Below are 17,724 nucleotides of genomic sequence, written 5' to 3' on the forward strand. Positions count from 1 at the left end.
GGCCTTCTACGACTGTGCGTTAAAGTCGAGGCCGATGTCGAGTACCGGAGCGGAGTGGGTGAGCGCTCCGACCGAGATGAGATCGACACCGGTTTCGGCAATCCCGCGCACGGTTTCGAGTGTCACACCGCCGGAAGCTTCTGTGATGACCCGCCCGGCGACCTCTGCAACTGCAGCTTTCAACAGGGCAGGGGACATATTGTCGAGCAGCAGGGCGTCGGGAGCATACTTCAGCGCCTCGTCCACTTCATCGAGGTTGGTCACCTCGATCTCGACCTTCACCATGTGTCCAGCATGCGCCCGCGCACGCTCCAGCGCCGCACCGATCCCGCCGGCAGCTATGATGTGATTGTCCTTGATCAGGACCGCGTCGAACAACCCGAAGCGGTGGTTAACGCCGCCGCCGCAACGCACCGCGAACTTCTCCACTGCGCGCAGTCCCGGCGTTGTCTTGCGCGTATCGATGATGCGCGCCTTTGTGCCGGCAACCGCGGCAACGTATTTCGCGGTCAGCGTGGCAATGCCGCTCATGTGTCCGAGGAAGTTCAGCGCGGTGCGCTCGCCCGTCAGCAGAACGCGCGCATCGCCTGATACGCGCGCGATAATGCCGCCGGCTTCCACCTTGCCGCCATCACCGACCACGACTTCGAACTCGGTGAAGGGATCGAGAGTCTTGAAAGCGGCTTTGGCCAGCTGCAGGCCCGAAACCACACCCGCCTTGCGTGCCGCAATGACGCCGGACGCGCGCGTCCCGTGCGGCACCGTCGATGCCGTGGTGACATCACCGCCAAGGCCGAGGTCCTCGGCCAGCGCCTCCGCCACCGCCTTGTCGACAACGGAAGAGGGCAGGTGCAGGCCCGCCATCGCGCCGCTCATCGCGCCGCTCCCGCCTGCCACTCCCACGCGCTCGGCAGGCCGGCATCGCGGCGCACGCCGATCTCGTCGACGTCGTCCAGGGTGAGGAACGTACGCTGCGCATAGGCATCGCTCGCCTCGGGGAAGTCGCTGCGCGCCTGCGCGCCGCGGCTTTCCTCGCGCAACAGCGCACCCGTCGCCACGAAGCGCGCGGCCAGCGCCATGTTGGCGAGCACACGATCACCGCCTGCCTGCCGTTCGATATCACGCAGCACGGCGATTGCCTTCTTGAGTCCGCGCGCATCGCGCACGACGCCGACATGCTCGCTCATCGCGCGCCGCAACCGCGCAACGAGCGGCCCACGCGTTGCCGAATGATCGGCACTGATGCTGCCGACCCGTTCGAGCGCGGTACGCGTCATATGCCGGCCGTTGCTTGCCATGTGGCGGATGTCGGCAGCGACCCTGTCGGCGAACACGACCGCTTCCAGCAGCGAATTGGATGCCAGTCGGTTCGCGCCATGCAAGCCCGTCGATGCAACTTCGCCTACGGCCCAAAGGCCCGCGACGCTCGAGCGCCCGCGTGAGCAGGTGGCGATGCCGCCCATGTGATAGTGCGCAGCAGGCGCCACCGGAATGAGCTGTTTCGCCGGATCGATGCCCGCCGCCTGGCACAAGCCGTAGACGGTTGGGAAGCGGGCAGAGAAGCTCTCGCCGATCGCCGCGCGGCAATCGAGAAATGCGCCGCGCCCCGCGGCGATCTCGCTGAACACCGAGCGCGCCACCACGTCGCGCGGCGCAAGCTCGGCGCGCGGATCGACGGGCGCCATGAAGCGCTCGCCAGCCGAATTGACCAGCGTTGCGCCTTCGCCGCGCAGAGCCTCGGTAGCCAGCGGCGCCGGATCGATGCCGATGTCGATCGCCGTCGGGTGAAACTGTACGAATTCCGGATCGGCAATCACCGCGCCCGCGCGCGCTGCCATGGCGATGGATTCGCCGCGCGCATACGGCGGGTTGGTCGTCACCGCATAGAGTGCGCCGATGCCGCCCGTCGCCAGAACCACCGCGCTGGCGGGAAAGTACTCGTAGATTTCCTTGTTGCCTTCGCCGGCGCGCACGAGACGCACACCTTCGACGCGCCCATCGACGATGATGAGGTCGTCAGCCTCATAGCCCTCCAGAACGCGAATTGACGGCGTTGTGCGCACCCTGGCGACGAGAGCGTCTAGGATTTCGCCGCCCGTGCGGTCGCCGGACGCGTGCACGACCCGCCGCCGCGAGTGCGCGGCCTCCTGGCTCAGCGCAAAATCGCCGTTGGCATCGCGATCGAACGGCACACCGTAGCGCACCAGGTCGGCAATGCGCGCCGGACCTTCGCTGGCAACGAAGCGCGCCACATCCGGATCGACCGTGCCGGCGCCCGCCGCCAACGTATCGTCGGCATGCAGCTCGGCGGCGTCGTTGCGCCCGACAGCAGCGGCGACGCCTCCCTGCGCCCAGCCTGTCGATGCGCCTTGGCCCAGCGGAGCCGCCGCAACCACAGTCACCGGCATCGGCGCCAGCTGCAGCGCCGTGAACAGCCCGGCAAGGCCCGCGCCGACGATGATCACATCACCGGCCGCGCCCAGAGGCTCATCGCCCGCGGGTCGGAACCTGCGCGCGTCGAATCTGGATTTCGATGCAATAGGCATTCGATATCATCCAAGGGATGCCGGGCGGCGCATGCCGCCGGCGTTGCCTCAGTTGGTGAGGTTGATCATGCGCTCTACGGCGCGACGCGCCTTGACGGCGACGGCTGGATCAACCGTGACTTCGTGCTTCATGTCGCGCAGAGCCTCGTAGATGTTCTGCAGGCTGATGCGCTTCATGTGCGGGCACAGATTGCACGGCCGGATGAACTCCACGTCCGGAGCCTCGACCGCAACATTCGACGCCATCGAGCATTCCGTGATGAGCGCCACTTTGCGCGGCCGGTTGCTGGTGACGTAGTTGATCATCGCGGCCGTCGAGCCGGTGAAGTCCGAGGCAGCGATCACGTCCGGCGGGCACTCCGGATGCGCAATCACCTTCATGCCGGGATCGGCGGCACGCATGGCCTCGATGTCCTCGACCGTGAAGCGCTCGTGCACCTCGCAGTGGCCCTTCCAGGCGATGATCTCGACCTTCGTCTTCGTCTGCACGTAGCGGGCGAGATATTCGTCCGGGATCAGCAGCACGCGCGGCGCGCCGAGGCTCTCGACAACCTTCACCGCGTTCGACGAGGTGCAGGTGATATCGCACTCGGCCTTCACCGCCGCCGACGTATTGACGTAGGTGACGATCGGCACGCCCGGATAGGCCTCGCGCAGCATGCGCACGTCCTCGGCCGTGATTGACTCGGCGAGCGAGCAGCCGGCCTTCATGTCCGGAATGAGGATCTTCTTGTCGGGGCTCAGCAGCTTCGACGTCTCGGCCATGAAGTGCACGCCGGCCTGCACGATGACGTCAGCCTTGGTGCGCGCTGCTTCACGCGCGAGCTGCAGACTGTCGCCGCGGAAATCTCCAACGCAGTTGAAGATCTCCGGCGTCATGTAGTTGTGCGCCAGGATGACGGCGTTGCGCTCTTTCTTCAGCTCGTTGATCGCCTTGATCAGCGGCGCGTAGGCCGGCCACTCCATCGGCGTGATCACGTGCTGAACCCGCGCATAGAGCGGTGCCATCTCGGCGGCGAGCTCCGGCGTGAACTCCGGCAGCGGCCGCACCTCGGGGGCCGGCGCAGGGCGCGGGCGGCGGGCAACGGCAGGTCGGACGTCGAGCGTATCCATCATGTCTCCCCAAGTCTCCCCAAGATAGCTATGCTCACTTTGAGCATAAACGGGCCATCTAAAGAGCCGGCACGGGATTGGCCGGATGTTAGATCATATAATGCTCTTTTTGAGCACTCCAAGGGTGATGAAAGATTACTTCATCAAGCCGTCTGTGACCACATAAGAGTTAGTACCGGCGCGCGATTCAGCTCCGCATCGCGCGCAACCGTCATACGGCCTTTAGGGCAACGTCTCAGAGCTTGCCGGGTTTCACGCGCACGCCGGGAGCCGGACGCTCCATCAGCACTTCGCGGCGGAAACGATAGAGCTTTGCTGGCCGCCCACCCGTGCGCATCTTCACGTCGCCGGTCGGTTCCACCAGCCCCGCACCTTCGACCAGCCGGCGGAAGTTCTGCTTGTGCAGATGCGGGCCGAGAATGGCTTCGACGGTGCGCTGCAGCTCGAACAGCGTGAAGTCGTCCGGCATCAACTCGAAGATCACCGGGCGATATTTGATCTTCGCGCGCACGCGCCCGATAGCCGTCGCCAGAATGCGGCGGTGATCGTACTGCATCGGCACGCCGAGCCGGGGCCGCTGGCTCCACTGATGCGCGGCATCGCGCCCGTCCCGCGCCGCCTCTTCGACGAGGCCGGCTTCATAGAGAAGCTCGTAGCGCTCCAGCACTTTTTCCTCGTCCCATGCCGCGCCATCGAGACCGAAGCAGATGCGCACACGCTCCTGGCGGCTGACAGGCTGCGGAGCGCTCGTGCGCTCGTTGGCCCACTCGCGCAGCCTCGGCTCCATCGTGGCTTCGAGGATTTCCGGTCGGCCGCGCCGCCAGTCCTCCCAGGGGAAGTAGTGATACCAACTGCGCCAAACGCCGTGCAGCATCTCCATCGACGGCTTCACCTGCGTAAGCGCCAGGTATCCGATCGACACGACATGCGGGCTGAGATCACCCGGTTGCGCATGGCGTCCGCGGTCGCCGAATGTGTAGAGCTGCTCGGCGTATCCCAGTTCCAACCCGGCCTGCCGATGTACCCAAGCGCGCAGGCCACTTTCCAGTGTCCTATGCTGCAACGGGGAGAACGGTCCGAACGGAAGTCCGTCGGTGGCCCCCGCGGAATCGGCTTCATGCCGGATCACTAGGACCACGGGCTCGTTATCGGTGACGGCAACGATCGCCGCATTGAGGCCGATCTCGACCGGCGCTGTGCCGGCTTCGATGCCGTGTTCAGGTGCGCTGCTCACTCGGGCTGTCGATTCCCTGAGCTGTCCGTAGGCCATGGCTTCCTCCAATCAGCTGGAGACCCCCGCCGGAAGCTTGACGCGGAACATGGCGCTTTTCCGACGTCTTCGCACTCCGCCGTGCAATCGTCGGGGCAACGCGCAATACTCAGAAAGGTTCAATCAAAACTCTAAATCGAGCGAGAAATTTTTCTTGAGCCTCGTTCGCGGGCAGCGGAGTGAGGGCCGATAGCGACACTGCAGTGGCATCGGGCAGCAGCCCGCCTGGCTCGCCGAAGTAGATGATAGCTTCGCTTTCCTCGAACCCGGCAAGCCGCGTCGCCTCGAAAAAGGCGGCAACTCGGTCACAAAGTTTGATCTCGTATTGAACGTCGCTCGGCAGCTCCTGAGGAATGCCGAAGCGCGCATGGATTGCTGCAAGTAGTCGCAGCTCGAAGGCTTTGTAGTCGAGGCCGATGGCGGTCTTGAACGGACTGATGAGGTCGCCGACGACATACTCCGGCGCATCGTGTAGCAGCGTCGCCAGCATCCAGCGCCTGTCCCACTCCAAATTGCGCGCTGCCGCGATCTCTTCGACGAGCAGAGAATGCTGCGCCACCGAGAACGCGTGCGCGCCGATCGTCTGCCCATTCCACCGCGCGACACGTGCCAGTCCATGCGCGATGTCTTCCACTTCGACATCGGACGGCGAAGGATTGAGCAGATCGAGGCGGCGCCCGGACAGCATGCGCTGCCACGCGCGCTTCGGCTTTTGCATATCGTTCACTGAGGTCACGGGTATCAGGCTTTGTGCTGTAGCTTCGAGCACGCATCATAGCGGAAGCAGCCGACGAGGTGATCGTTGACCATCCCCGCCGACTGCATGAAGGCGTAAACAGTTGTCGGCCCCACGAAGCGGAAGCCCTCCGCCTTCAGCGCCTTTGAAATGCGTTTGGACACATCGTCCTGTGCGGGGATCTCCGCGATCGTCTTGGCGCTGCGCTGCAGCGGCCCGCCCTCGCCGAGGTGATCCCACAACAGCTTCTTCAAGGTCGTGCGCTCGCGCAGCTTCAGGTACGCGCGCGCATTGTCGATTGTGGCTTCGATCTTCGCCCGGTTGCGCACGATCCCCTCGTCCGCCATCAACCGCGCAATGTCCTTGGCCTTGTACTGCGCAATGCGCTCGGCATCGAACTTGTCGAACGCGCGCCGGAAGTTCTCGCGCTTGCGCAAGATGGTGATCCACGAAAGGCCGGCCTGGAAACCTTCCAGCACCAGCTTTTCAAATATCGCGCGATCGGTCTTCAGCGGCACGCCCCATTCGGTGTCGTGGTACCGCTGATACTGGGCGTCGTTGCCGGCCCACGGGCACCGCACCACGGAACCACCCGGCGACGTTGTCATGCGGGCGATCCCGCCGGCTTTGCTTCGAGCGAGAAGGTTGCCCACGCGGGAAGCTCGACGCTCACCTCAACATCGCCCGCGCGCAGGCTCTCGCCTTTCGCCTTGAATTCTGCAACCCGGTCGATGCGGATGTCCGCAAGCCCGCGATTGCCGGCCGTCGACCCGAGTTTCCCGATCTCGACGCTGCCCGCAGTGATCGGCACCCCCGGATCGGGCAGCGCACGCGCCGCCACCACCGGAACGACCCTGCGTCGCGCCAACCCGCGATGCTGCATCCGCGCGACCACTTCCTGGCCGACAAAGCAGCCCTTCTTGAACGACACGCCGCCGAGCTGGTCGAACAGCGCTTCGTGCGGGAAGGCATCCCCGAACCCATAGTCACGCCCGCCTTCCGGCACCCCCAGCCCGATGCGGTGCGCGTGGTATTCGTCTTGCGTGGCGCTGTCGCATGTCTCCCCGCCGAGCGCCCAGTCCGAACGCAACGTCGTCATCTCGCGATAGCCCATGCCGGGCAGGCGCGGGTCGGCGAACAGCAGCGGCGGCTTGCCGTTGCCGTGCGGCGCATATTCGCCGCCCCAGATCGCCGCAACCGTGTAGTCGGCGGAAGCATCCAGGATTTCGACCTTGGAGCGCAGCTTATACATCTTAAGCCGCTCCACGAGCTCGCCCGCCTTGCTGCGCGCGACTTCGAGGCAGAAGCCCTCGGGCATGGTGACTACAAAAAAGTCGAACAGGATCTTACCTTGTGGCGTCAGCAGACCGGCGTAGAGGGCCGGCTGCTTGTCGATCAGCGCCATATCGTTGGTGACGAGACCCTGCAGAAACGTGCGGGCATCCTCGCCCGCAATGGTGACGGCGCCCCGGTCGGGCAGCAAAGCGATCTTCGTATCGGCCATAGTTTCCCCGCTCCGGTTGCGTCCGGCTAATGATTTACGTATGCGGGGCACAGTCCAGAGGCAAGGCGCCATAGTGAACGCCAGGGAGATTATATGGCATCGACGTTCGACCTCCTGCTGAAGGGAGGGACAGTCGTCAATCATGACGGCATCGGCGTGCGGGACGTTGCCATTCGCGGCGGACGCATTGCTGCAATCGGCCAGATTGATCAAAGCCTTGCCGGCGAGGTGATCGACGCCAAGGGCCTCCACGTGCTGCCCGGTGTCATCGATACGCAAGTACATTTCCGCGAGCCGGGCCTGGAGCACAAGGAAGACCTCGAAACCGGATCGCGCGGCGCTGTCCTGGGCGGCGTCACCGCCGTGTTCGAGATGCCCAACACCAAGCCGCTGACGACCACGGCGGAACGCCTTGCCGACAAGGTGGCGCGCGCACGCAATCGCATGTTCTGCGACTTCGCCTTCTATGTCGGCGGCACACGCGAGAACATCGACCAGATTCCGCAGCTTGAACGGCTGGAAGGCTCGGCCGGCATCAAAGTGTTCATGGGCTCCTCGACCGGCGACTTGCTGGTCGATGACGAAGCCTCGCTCGACCGCATCATCGGCGCCCTTCGCCGCCGCGCCGCGTTCCATTCCGAGGACGAGGCGCGCCTCATCGCACGCATGGACGTGCGCCGCCCCGGCGATCCGTCCTCGCATCCCGAATGGCGCGACGAGGAAGCCGCTATCATCTCGACGCGCCGCCTCGTCCGCCTTGCGGAAAAGCATAAGCGCCGCGTCCACGTGCTGCACGTTTCGACCGCCGCCGAGATGGCCTTCCTCGCCGAGCACAAGGATTGGGCCAGCGTCGAGGTGACGCCCCACCACCTGACGCTCGTTGCACCCGAATGCTACGAGACGCTCGGCACCTATGCGCAGATGAACCCGCCCGTGCGCGATGAGCACCACCGCCGCGCGATCTGGGAGGGCTTGGCCGCCGGCGTCGTCGACGTTCTCGGCTCCGATCACGCCCCGCACACGCGCGAGGAAAAAGACCACGCCTATCCCGCATCGCACTCCGGTATGACCGGCGTGCAGACGCTCGTTCCCATCATGCTCGATCACGTCAACGCTGGCCGCTTGTCGCTAGAGCGCTTCGTCGACCTGACGAGCCATGGCCCGCAGCGCCTGTTCGGCATCCGCGGCAAGGGCCGCATCGCCGTCGGTTACGACGCCGACCTCACCGTCGTCGATCTTGGCCGCGAGGAAGTCATCGTCGACGAGCAGGTCGCAAGCCGCGCCGGGTGGACGCCGTATCACGGCAAGCGCGTCAAAGGCTGGCCCATCGGCACATTCGTGCGCGGCCGCCGCGTCATGTGGGACGGCGAGATCATCGGCCCCGCGCACGGCGCCCCCGTCGGCTTCCTCGAAGGCCTCTAGCTACAGCGCGTCGGGGAGGGCAGCGCACACCTCGGCGATGTCCACGATATTCACTTTTGACCCAAAGCGCACCTGAGCAACTGCAACGTTGCTGTTCCGGCGATGTCGGAACTGCCGAGTTTGCGGAAGTCGTGGCGCTGGCTGAAGACCGCTCTCCGGTCTGCCCTGACGTGTCTGCTCTCCCCCTCAAAGGCTCCGAGGGGTGCTCGCCAAAGTGAGACCAACGGCAACTGCTAGATTCCAGCGACTTCCTGTTCGTGTGAGAAGCAATTGTCACCGCCGGATTAGAACCGGCGGTGGCATCTATCTAGTATGGTCGAGAGGTCGATGATCTGACGTAATAGGCGTCCTCTAGCCCCCAATCCACTCTCGCCCACAGGTGCGTGAGGACTTTGGCGCTCTCGCCCCCGCTCACGTCCAAGGACGAGCTATCCTCGAAGGTAAGGTGAGCCGTCGCACCGTTGGAAATATCAAGCGTGATCTTCTCATCCGACCCGGCGAAGGAGACGACAAAGACGTCATTTTCAACCGCAACGCTCACTGCGTCCCGGCTGTAGCCGCTGATGTTGAGGGTGAAGCTGTCGTGAGAAAGGATGGCATCCTGGCCGTCACCCTTGGCAAATGACACCGTTGAGCCGGCGCCGATGAGCCGGATGACATCGTTGCCTGTCCCGCCGCGCACGTTGGAGTTGTCTGTCGTCTGAATGTAATCGTCGCCCTCACCGCCATCGATGTCGTTGTAGCCATAATACGGACTATCGTACTTCACGGAATCCGCCGTTATGAGAATATCGTTTCCAGCGCCGCCATTTATTGTCGCGTGGCCGCTGCTAACGACGAGGTCGTCACCTTCGCCCCCATCGACGGTCGCATGGTCATTGACGCGAATCTCGTCGTTGCCGGTTCCACCGGCGACCTGCGCGTAGCTATAGGCACGGACATAATCGTCGCCGTCACCCAGATCGACCTTGGCGTAGTGATTGGCGTCGACCCAATCGTCGCCTTCACCTGCGATGATGTCTGCGTAGTCGAAGGCTCCGATGAAGTCCTCTCCAGCCCCGCCATCGACTTTGCCATAATCGAGAACACCAATGCTGTCGCTGCCCCCCGATCCGTAGACGGTCGCGTAGTGTTGAGCACCGATTGAATCATTTCCTTCACCGCCGATGATGGTCGCGTTGTCACTGGCGGAGATGGAAGAATGCGTATAGCTCTGGCCCGATAGATCCACGGAGCCACCTTCTCCAACGATCGCCACGATCCTCGCGATCGCCTCCTTCGTGAGGTCGCTGATTGGCTCGACCTGGCCCGGCACGCCGGGACCAAACCACGGTCCGTGGTTTGGTGGCCTCACCCAATTGGCCTTGTCCTCCGCCCAGTAGGACTTCTGGGTCTCTTGCAATCCTTGCAATCCCTTAAGAATCTGCAATGCAGCACTGTTGGCGCTGACAATCATAAAAGGCGCTCCCCACCTCCTGACGAGAGACTGATCTAGTTCTCAACCAAGGATTGAACACCACTCTCGCTAATGCCGGCTTAATGGCCCACTAACGTGCGCCCTACGAGGCCTTGGAAAAGGTCGTGTCCGCTCGTTTGCTGCGCGACGCGAGGGAGGTGCTTATCTATCAGCACATGCTGGCAATCTGCGCGCGTGCCGCTCCTGCTTAACATTCGAAGATCGAAAGCACCGTCCGCTACCTATGCCTAGGTATCGAAGTCGACGACGCAGTCGAGATCGCCCGAGAAGATCGACATCTGACAACCGCTCGACCTCCACGAGCGGACTTGGTCCGCGATCGTCCAGGGGGCGCCGGCCACTTGCAGTGAATGGCAGCTCATGGGACTGATCATCTTTGTGGGGCGCACTGGCGAGTTGGCCGTTCCCGGCAGCTCCTGGGCTATAGCGGACGCTTGCGGCGCGCGTCGAGCGCAACGCTTGTCTATGTCCGCCCTCACTCGCCCTTCTTGAAGGAATGCCAGACGCCGTCCGCGCCGATGGTGAGCCGCCACCACGTCCACTTCTTCTTCTCGCGCATCTGCTTGGCCTCGGCCGGTCCGACCAGCCGCAACAGCTCCACTTCTTGTGCCGGCGTCAGTTGATCGAGCGCAGCCTCGGCGAGATACGGCCAGACGTAGACGATATTGTTTTCCAGATCGCGCCCGAGCGGCAGTTCCGCAGGATGCAGCGACAGGAGCTCAGCGAGAGCCGCAAGCACCTCGCGTCCATGGCCGTCACCCGAGCTGCGCTTCCAGAAGGCGATAGGGTCTTCGCCCGCAGGCGCCGCCGTCTCCGGCTTGATCTCGTTCCAGTCCAGCGCTTCGCGCAAATCCTCGATGTTTCCAGTCCGCGTCGCAAACAACAGCGCCTGACGCATCTCCTCTGCCGAGGGGGGCAGCTTGCCCGGGTCGTCGATTGACTTGCGCTGCTTCTTCGCCGTGGTTGAAGTGCCCGTGACCTTCTCCTCTGCCACCGGCTTTGGCGCAGCCGCTAGGTTGGCCGCATGGACAAGCCCGACCCCGGCCAGTACCAATGTGCCCAGTACCAATGTGCAAAGGCTTGCGCGACTTAGCGGAAGCATCTTCATGCTCCGGTGCCCGACAGCGCTGGGAACGAGAACAAACGGCACGCATGGCGGACCGGCGAAGGAAGGTGCATGGATTTTCTGCCTAATCCGCTCATCATACCCGTAGGCATCATCATCGGAATCCTTGTCGCCGCCCCTGTCGGCCCCGTCAACGTTCTCTGCATCCAGCGGGCAATCGAACGTGGCTTTTGGGGAGGTATTGCGGCGGGGCTGGGCGCCATGCTGGGTGACGGGCTGATCGCGTTATGCGCGGCCCTGGGCGTCGGCGCGATTTCTGGCGCCGTGCAGGTTCACCGCATGACCATTCAGGCGCTTGGCGGGCTTGTTCTCGTGGCCTTCGGCGCCAAGCTCTATTTTTCTTCGCCGCGGTTCGTCCCCGTGACGCCGAACCGTGAGCATGCCGAAACGCTGCGAGACTTCGTCTGGGACATCCCCCAGACGTTCCTGCTCACCATCACCAATCCGGGAGCTGTATTGGGGCTGTTCGCCATCTTCGGCGGTGTCTCCAGCTTCGTGGAGGTGAACAGCTACATCGATGCGCTCACCATCGTCGCCGCCGTCATGGGCGGCAGCCTCGCCTGGTGGGTGTCGCTCTCGCACCTCATCGCACGCTTCCGCCACAGGCTCTCGGTCGAGCGCCTGCAGCTCATCAACCGCGTCGCCGGCCTGCTGCTCATTGGCTTCGGCGCGCTGCTGATCGGCGAGGTCGTCGTCAAGCGCATCGGCCTGCTGTGAAGCGGCCCGAGGTGTGCGCTTCGGCTATTGCCGCGTGCGGTGCAGAGTGAACTCGCCGACGCGGATGCGTTTTTCCAGCCCCTCCGCCAGCTTCACCACGGCTTCCTCGCCGAATTGCGAAACGAGATCGGTCAGCGCCGTGAACAGGGCGGCATAAGCCATCTGCTCGTTCGGCACACCGCTCTCGGTGCCTTCGTCCCAAGCTTCGAGTATCAGCGATAGCGCACGGTACGTGGAATCGTCCGTGTCTAGTCCCTCGAGCAACTGCTGCATCGGTCTTCCCCCTTGCGAGCAATGGCGCCCCGATTTCCGCCCCGGCTCGCTGTGAATGGCTGCGCGCATCGCACCCGCAGCACGTCGACACAACGTGCATATCACGCGTGTCTTGAGGGCAAAGCGCAGCCCTCGTTCAGAGTAAACTTCTGCATGAAAAAAGCGGTGCGGGCGCTACGGAACGGAGCGCACCAGCGTATCCGCGATCGCCGCCCCTTCGGTGACGAAGCGGTTGATCACATTCTGAGCCGAAGGACTGCAGGTGTTATAGGTGCGGCTGTAGCTCTGATAACCTTTATTGAAGCTGCGCGTCAGCTTGGCTTTGCGCAGCGCCGAGGTACCTTCCGACTGCAACAGGTCGGTCATCCGCTCGCGCCATAATTGACCTTCGTCAGCGCCACACAGCTCGCGCAGGTAGTGCACCGCGCCCAGGATCTCCGACAGCCGGAACAGGCGGTCGTCATAGGGCTTGCTGTCGGGTGCGGCCGCAGCGGGAAGCGCCATCGACACGCCAGCAAGCATCACGCACACCGCGGCAAGGCGGCGGCGCGCAGGCCGACGGTGCTGTCGATAACCCCTCATAAGGCCACTCTATCACCGATTCTGGACGTTCCAGAGGCACCTATTCCACGCTGGCGGCAAGAAGTCGCCAAGCCTGCTCGATGACGAAATAGGCGCCCTCCGTCAACTCCAGATCCTTGGCGGCATCGAGGGCGAAGAAGCGGGCATCCCGCACGTCGTCTTTCGCCCGCGGCTCGCCATCGTCCGCCCGGCCGTAATAGGTGGCGATGACGTAGTCCAGCACCACCTCGCCACCCTCGTTGCGATCTATGAGGTCGTAGACGCCGGCGAGGCCCTCGATATGAGCGATGAGGCCGGTTTCCTCTTCCACCTCGCGGCGGGCGGCCGCTTCGGCCGTCTCGCCGGCGTGAATGGCACCCCCCGGCAGGCTCCACATTCCTGCGGCGTGCCCTTTGTCGCGCAGCACCAGCAAGACGGCTTCCCCTCGGAACAGCACCGCACTGGCGGCAGCTCTAGGCCAAGGGCCAGCTTCGTGATCAGTCCCGCCGTGGTCCGACATCCATCTTCTCCAGCTTGGCTCGAACGACTACCTTCACACCATGTGTACGCGCTATTCCTTGACATCTCCGCCCGAAGCGGTCCGCGCCTATTTCCAATATGTGAACGAGGCGATATTTCCGCCCCGTTACAATATCGCCCCGTCTCAGCCGGTCGCCATCGTCCGCGACACCCATAACGGCGGCCGCGAGCTGGCGCTGGTGCGCTGGGGGCTGATCCCCTCCTGGGTGAAGGATCCGCGCGCCTTCAAGATGCTGGTCAACGCCCGATCCGAAAGCGCCGCCGACAAGCCGTCCTTCCGCGCCGGCCTGCGCCACAAGCGCTGCCTCGTCCCCGCCGATGGCTTCTATGAGTGGACCGGCGCCGCTGGCGCCAAGCGGCCCCACCTCGCCCGTCTGCGGGGCGGCGGCCCGATGGGCCTTGCCGCCATCTACGAGCACTGGCTCGGCGCCGATGGCAGCGAGATCGAGACCATGGCCATCCTCACGACCGCCGCCAACGGGCCGATGGCGCGCCTGCACGACCGCATGCCGGTAATCATTCCGCCGGAACATTTCGATGTGTGGCTCGATTGCCGCCCCGGCACCGCAACCCACATTGCGGACCTGCTCGTGCCTGCCCCCGACGACCTCCTCGACATCATCGAAGTCACCCCCAAGCTCAATAATCCGGCCAACGAAGGCCCCCAGGTGCAGGAGCCGGTGCCGACCCAAGTGAGCCTCCTCTAACCTTAACCATCGTCTGCCAGCAGCAAGGAAACGTCACGATCCTATGGCGATAGGTGTCGTGAGGGGCGCTGCCCTCTCGCGGCCCTGCCAGTTCGGGGGTAAGGTCGGCCGGGGACTGGTGAGGAGCATCGCGTATGGATTATCGGGGGCACGACCTTGACCTCAGGACGTCGCGCTGGAGCGCCACGTCGACCGATCCATCCGGCTGGCGTGAAGTGACGTCGGGGGCGCACCCCGCCCAGGCAACACCCGCCCATGCATCCGCGCCGCGCTCCGCGCTCCCCGCCCGCTCTGCCCCTATCTGGGTCGATGAGACCGTCCTCGCCTGTGCCAACCAGGCCTACGACATCGCCCTCGTGTATCGGTCCGCTGAGGTCCGCCTCGACCATCTCCTGCTGGCAATGACACGCGTCGAGCCGGCTTCTGCCTCGTTGGAGCGCCATGGCGTTCGCGTCCCCGCACTGCGTCGCGACTGCGCCGTGTCCATTGCCGCCGAGCTGCCCGCCATCGACGCCGAAGGAGAGACGCCACGGCGCTCGCCCGAGCTCGAGGATGTCCTGCGCGTCGCGGCCTCGAGAGCGTCCTCCCACGGCGAACCGGCGACCGTCGATGATGTCATCCAGGCGCTGTCGGAAATCGGCGGCGACCTGCCCGGCGGCGATCTCGTCACGCGTCACGTGCCGCGCCATTCGCGCGAATATTGGGGCACGGTGACGGGGCATCGGCCCCTTCAGCGGTCCGCCGCGCCGGCTCCCGACGCAGGCGAGGGCGAGAAGCAATCGCTCGCTGCATCACACCCGCCCGCGCTCGCCATCGATCCCACGCTCATCCAGCGCCTGTTCGATCGCCTGTCCGATGTGGAGAACGCATTCACGATGCGCCTGTCGGACGCCGAGCGATCCTTCGCCGAACGCTTCGGCATGCTGGAGGCCGCGCTCTCGCGTCAGCCGGCTATTGCGCCCGTCGATATTTCACCGCTCGACAACCGTCTCGTTGCCATCGAAGCCGCGCTGCTGAGCCAGCCGGTCGGCGGAGGTGTCGCTGCGATCGATCCCGCGATCACCGACCGGCTGTGGGCCATCGAGCACGCGCTGGGGACCGAGCGCACCGAGCGTGCCAGCGCCATCACGCAGCTCTCGGATGAGATTTCCGCCGTCCGCAGCGCCGTGCGCCTTGCCGCCCAGGCGAGCGAGCAGGCGCAGGCTCAGTTCGGCGAGGAGATGCAGAAGATCGTGGCCGAAGTGCAGTCCGTCGTTCTGCAGTTGCAGCAGTTCGGCGACAACTCCGATCGCAATCGCATCGACTTGTCGTCCAGCATCGGCGATCGCATCGCTACCATCGAGAAAGCGCTCGATACCTACGACCAGAAAACCGCCGAGGCGCATGCGGTCTACAGCAGCGAGCTTTCCGAGGTGCACGACGCGCTCATGAAGATCAGCGCAAATCAGCATACGCTCGCCGGCGCGCTCGATAGCTGGCGCAACAACGACTCCGGCGAAATCCACCTCATCAACGCGCGTATCGGCGCGGTGCACGAAGACGGCGCCAAGCGCCTCTCCGCGCTGGAGAAGCTGTGCGCCGACGTCGAGACATTATCGCAGCTCGTGCTCGATGATCGCAGCCAGACGCCGCCACGCTCGAGCTTCAAGCAGTGGCTCTACGGCACCGAGGACTGGATCCGCGCCAGCTGGAAGCGCGCCGGCAGAACGCCGCCGGAGCCCAAGCCGCCGAAGCCTTCATCCAAGGGCGGTCTCTGGCCGTTCAAGCGCCGCAGCTCGGCGCTGTAGCGCTTTTCAGCGTCAGGCGGAAACCCCTCACCCGGCCGCGATCCGTCGATCGCGTCCGACCTCTCTAGATCCCTTAGCCTCTCCCCAGCGGGGAGAGGCCGAAGCGAATGCAAATGAGCTTCGGGTGAGGGGGCGCTTCGACGTCAGTCGGAAAAACTCTAGCGTCCGCGGACGAGGTGGCCTTGTCAGGCCTTCACCTGCTTGCCGTCCTCGTCGAAAAGCACTGTCACGGGATCTTCATCCAGCATGACGATCTCGGCCTGCTTCAGCGCGCCGTTGCCGTGATACTGATAGCGATGGGTCAGCTCCACCTCGCCATAGACCAGCTTCTCGAAACCCATCAGTCTGCCGGCGTCGTCGTAGTACGCCTTGATGAACGTATTGCGGTTCGATAGCGCCTCGGGCTCGATCGCATTGACGAGATTGAACGGCAGGCTCACGCCGGCGTAAGTGCCGAAATACCGGCAATCGTGATGGGTCTCCTGCACGTCGAAGCGCTCCTTCGAAGAACTATTCCCAGGGCTAAAGCAGCTTGCCCGGGTTGAGAATGCCGTTGGGATCGAGCGCCGCTTTGATCTTACGCATAATCGCGAGTTCGACCGGGCTCTTGAAGCGCGCCAACTCCGCGCGCTTCATCTGCCCGATGCCGTGTTCCGCTGAGATCGACCCTGAAAAGCGCGCCACCACATCATGCACCGCGCCGGCCATCTCGTTCCACATCGCCAGGTACTCGGCCCTGTCCATACCGACTGGCTGCGTGACGTTGTAGTGTACGTTGCCGTCGCCGAAATGCCCGAACACCACCGGCCGCGCGCCGTGGCAGACGCGTTCCACCTCGGCGCCCGCCGCCGTAATGAATTCGGGGATGCGCGCCACCGGCACCGACACGTCGTGCTTGATGCTGCCGCCTTCGCCGCGCTGCGCCTCGGACGCACTCTCGCGCAGCTTCCACAGCGATTGCGCCTGCGCCAGCGACCCGGCGATCACCACGTCTGAAATGATGTGCTTCTCGCTCGCCTCTTCCAGCAGCCGCTGCATCGCCGTCTCCGCGCCGCCGCCTTCGACCGCGCTCGATAGTTCGATCAGCACGTACCATGGCGCCTCTTCTCGCACCGGCAGGCGCGTGCCCGGCACGTGGCGCGTCACCAGCTCAAGCGTGAAGCGGCTCATGAACTCGAATGCCGTCAGCGAGTGCGCACCGCGCGCTTCCGAAAGACGGAACAGCGTCGCCACGTCTTCCAGCGTCGGCAGCGCGGCGAGGGCAACGGCGGTTTCTGCCGGCCGCGGAAACAGCTTCAGCGCAGCCGCAGTGATGACGCCGAGCGTCCCCTCCGAACCGACGAACAGATCGCGCAGATCGTATCCGGTGTTGTCTTTCTTCAGCGTGCGCAGGCCATCCCAGATTTCGCCGCTGGCCAGCACCACTTCGAGTCCCAGCGTCAGCGCCCGAGCATTGCCATAAGCCAGCACGCCCGTGCCGCCCGCATTCGTCGCCAGCACGCCGCCGATCTCGCAGCTCCCCTCCGATGGAAGGCTGAGCGGAAAAAGCCGCCCCGCGCGCTCGGCGGCATCCTGCGCCGCGGCAAGCGTCACGCCCGCTTCGACGATCATCGTGCCGCCCGCCGCATCGACGTTGCGAACCTGGTTCAGCCGCGATAGCGACAGCACCACTTCCGTGCCGTCGCCGGATGGCATCTGCCCGCCGACCAGTCCCGTGTTGCCGCCCTGCGGCACGATGCCGATGCCGGCCGCATTGGCAATGCCAACGATCTCGGAAACCTGGCTGATGCTTTCCGGGCGCAACACCAGCGCCGCGCGCCCCTCATAGAGACCGCGCAATTCGCGCAAGTACGGAAGCTGCTGCTCGGGATCGATCAGCGCATGCGCCGCGCCAACGACATCGGACATTCGGCTGAGCGCATCTTCGCGCGACTGAGAGCCGGCC

Annotated in this window: 19 protein-coding genes; 4 read left to right on the top strand and 15 right to left on the bottom strand. The window is 64.4% G+C overall.

Annotated features, from left to right (window positions below; genetic code table 11):
• Positions 1-6: 6 nt before the first annotated feature.
• The 7 genes from nadC to ACP15D_RS17260 all read right to left on the bottom strand — a co-directional run bounded on the left by nadC (position 7) and on the right by ACP15D_RS17260 (position 7,169).
• Positions 7-876: a carboxylating nicotinate-nucleotide diphosphorylase gene (gene nadC / locus ACP15D_RS17230; RefSeq protein ID WP_424958649.1), complete on the bottom strand. Its 870-nt coding sequence runs from the start codon at positions 874-876 to the stop codon at positions 7-9.
• Positions 873-2,546, bottom strand: a complete 1,674-nt coding sequence (locus ACP15D_RS17235) for an L-aspartate oxidase (protein ID WP_424958650.1) — start codon at positions 2,544-2,546, stop codon at positions 873-875. Before ACP15D_RS17235 ends, nadC begins: the two co-directional genes overlap by 4 nt.
• A 48-nt stretch (positions 2,547-2,594) precedes the next feature.
• Positions 2,595-3,662: a quinolinate synthase NadA gene (nadA, locus tag ACP15D_RS17240; RefSeq protein ID WP_424958651.1), complete on the bottom strand. Its 1,068-nt coding sequence runs from the start codon at positions 3,660-3,662 to the stop codon at positions 2,595-2,597.
• 232 nt (positions 3,663-3,894) lie between these two features.
• Positions 3,895-4,929 (bottom strand): NUDIX hydrolase, encoded by a 1,035-nt coding sequence (locus ACP15D_RS17245; RefSeq protein ID WP_424958652.1) that lies wholly within the window; start codon positions 4,927-4,929, stop codon positions 3,895-3,897.
• Between the two features lie 109 nt (positions 4,930-5,038).
• Positions 5,039-5,647, bottom strand: coding sequence for a hydrolase (locus ACP15D_RS17250; protein WP_424959263.1), 609 nt, complete (start codon positions 5,645-5,647; stop codon positions 5,039-5,041).
• A gap of 23 nt (positions 5,648-5,670) precedes the next feature.
• On the bottom strand, positions 5,671-6,273 hold the full coding sequence (locus ACP15D_RS17255) for a DNA-3-methyladenine glycosylase I (RefSeq protein ID WP_424958653.1): 603 nt from the start codon (positions 6,271-6,273) through the stop codon (positions 5,671-5,673).
• Positions 6,270-7,169 (bottom strand): YgfZ/GcvT domain-containing protein, encoded by a 900-nt coding sequence (locus ACP15D_RS17260; RefSeq protein WP_424958654.1) that lies wholly within the window; start codon positions 7,167-7,169, stop codon positions 6,270-6,272. Before ACP15D_RS17260 ends, ACP15D_RS17255 begins: the two co-directional genes overlap by 4 nt.
• Before the next feature lie 93 nt (positions 7,170-7,262).
• Between ACP15D_RS17260 and ACP15D_RS17265 the strand changes: the two genes are divergently transcribed.
• A complete protein-coding gene (locus ACP15D_RS17265) occupies positions 7,263-8,591 on the top strand; it encodes a dihydroorotase (protein ID WP_424958655.1) in 1,329 nt (442 codons plus the stop codon).
• Positions 8,592-8,898: 307 nt separating this feature from the next.
• Here ACP15D_RS17265 and ACP15D_RS17270 read toward each other — a convergent pair whose 3' ends face one another.
• The 3 genes from ACP15D_RS17270 to ACP15D_RS17280 form a co-directional block, all read right to left on the bottom strand.
• Positions 8,899-9,993 (bottom strand): hypothetical protein, encoded by a 1,095-nt coding sequence (locus ACP15D_RS17270; RefSeq protein ID WP_424958656.1) that lies wholly within the window; start codon positions 9,991-9,993, stop codon positions 8,899-8,901.
• Between the two features lie 302 nt (positions 9,994-10,295).
• Positions 10,296-10,430, bottom strand: coding sequence for a hypothetical protein (locus ACP15D_RS17275; protein ID WP_424958657.1), 135 nt, complete (start codon positions 10,428-10,430; stop codon positions 10,296-10,298).
• Positions 10,431-10,543: 113 nt separating this feature from the next.
• Positions 10,544-11,170 (bottom strand): hypothetical protein, encoded by a 627-nt coding sequence (locus tag ACP15D_RS17280; RefSeq protein ID WP_424958658.1) that lies wholly within the window; start codon positions 11,168-11,170, stop codon positions 10,544-10,546.
• Positions 11,171-11,245: 75 nt separating this feature from the next.
• Here ACP15D_RS17280 and ACP15D_RS17285 point away from each other — a divergent pair, with 75 nt between their 5' ends.
• Entirely contained in the window at positions 11,246-11,911 is a 666-nt protein-coding gene (locus ACP15D_RS17285) for a LysE family translocator (RefSeq protein ID WP_424958659.1), read from the top strand.
• A 24-nt stretch (positions 11,912-11,935) separates the two neighbouring features.
• Here ACP15D_RS17285 and ACP15D_RS17290 read toward each other — a convergent pair whose 3' ends face one another.
• From ACP15D_RS17290 to ACP15D_RS17300, 3 genes are all read right to left on the bottom strand, one after another.
• A complete protein-coding gene (locus tag ACP15D_RS17290) occupies positions 11,936-12,184 on the bottom strand; it encodes a hypothetical protein (RefSeq protein WP_072376172.1) in 249 nt (82 codons plus the stop codon).
• A gap of 174 nt (positions 12,185-12,358) precedes the next feature.
• Positions 12,359-12,766, bottom strand: a complete 408-nt coding sequence (locus ACP15D_RS17295) for a TIGR02301 family protein (protein ID WP_424958660.1) — start codon at positions 12,764-12,766, stop codon at positions 12,359-12,361.
• 40 nt (positions 12,767-12,806) lie between these two features.
• Positions 12,807-13,265 carry an NUDIX hydrolase gene (locus tag ACP15D_RS17300; protein WP_424958661.1) on the bottom strand — a complete coding sequence of 153 codons (459 nt, stop codon included), beginning with the start codon at positions 13,263-13,265 and terminating at the stop codon, positions 12,807-12,809.
• Positions 13,266-13,305: 40 nt separating this feature from the next.
• Here ACP15D_RS17300 and ACP15D_RS17305 point away from each other — a divergent pair, with 40 nt between their 5' ends.
• Positions 13,306-13,992 carry an SOS response-associated peptidase gene (locus ACP15D_RS17305; RefSeq protein WP_424958662.1) on the top strand — a complete coding sequence of 229 codons (687 nt, stop codon included), beginning with the start codon at positions 13,306-13,308 and terminating at the stop codon, positions 13,990-13,992.
• Positions 13,993-14,126: 134 nt separating this feature from the next.
• Positions 14,127-15,779, top strand: a complete 1,653-nt coding sequence (locus ACP15D_RS17310) for a Clp protease N-terminal domain-containing protein (RefSeq protein ID WP_424958663.1) — start codon at positions 14,127-14,129, stop codon at positions 15,777-15,779.
• Between the two features lie 185 nt (positions 15,780-15,964).
• On the opposite strand, the gene ACP15D_RS17315 is transcribed toward ACP15D_RS17310, so the two are convergent.
• Positions 15,965-16,267, bottom strand: a complete 303-nt coding sequence (locus ACP15D_RS17315; protein WP_424958664.1) for a DUF6156 family protein — start codon at positions 16,265-16,267, stop codon at positions 15,965-15,967.
• A 34-nt stretch (positions 16,268-16,301) separates the two neighbouring features.
• Positions 16,302-17,687, bottom strand: a complete 1,386-nt coding sequence (locus ACP15D_RS17320; protein ID WP_424959264.1) for an FAD-binding oxidoreductase — start codon at positions 17,685-17,687, stop codon at positions 16,302-16,304.
• Positions 17,688-17,724 lie beyond the last annotated feature (37 nt).

This window comes from Hyphomicrobium sp. 1Nfss2.1 (assembly GCF_965243865.1).
Classification (GTDB): Bacteria; Pseudomonadota; Alphaproteobacteria; order Rhizobiales; family Hyphomicrobiaceae; genus Hyphomicrobium_A.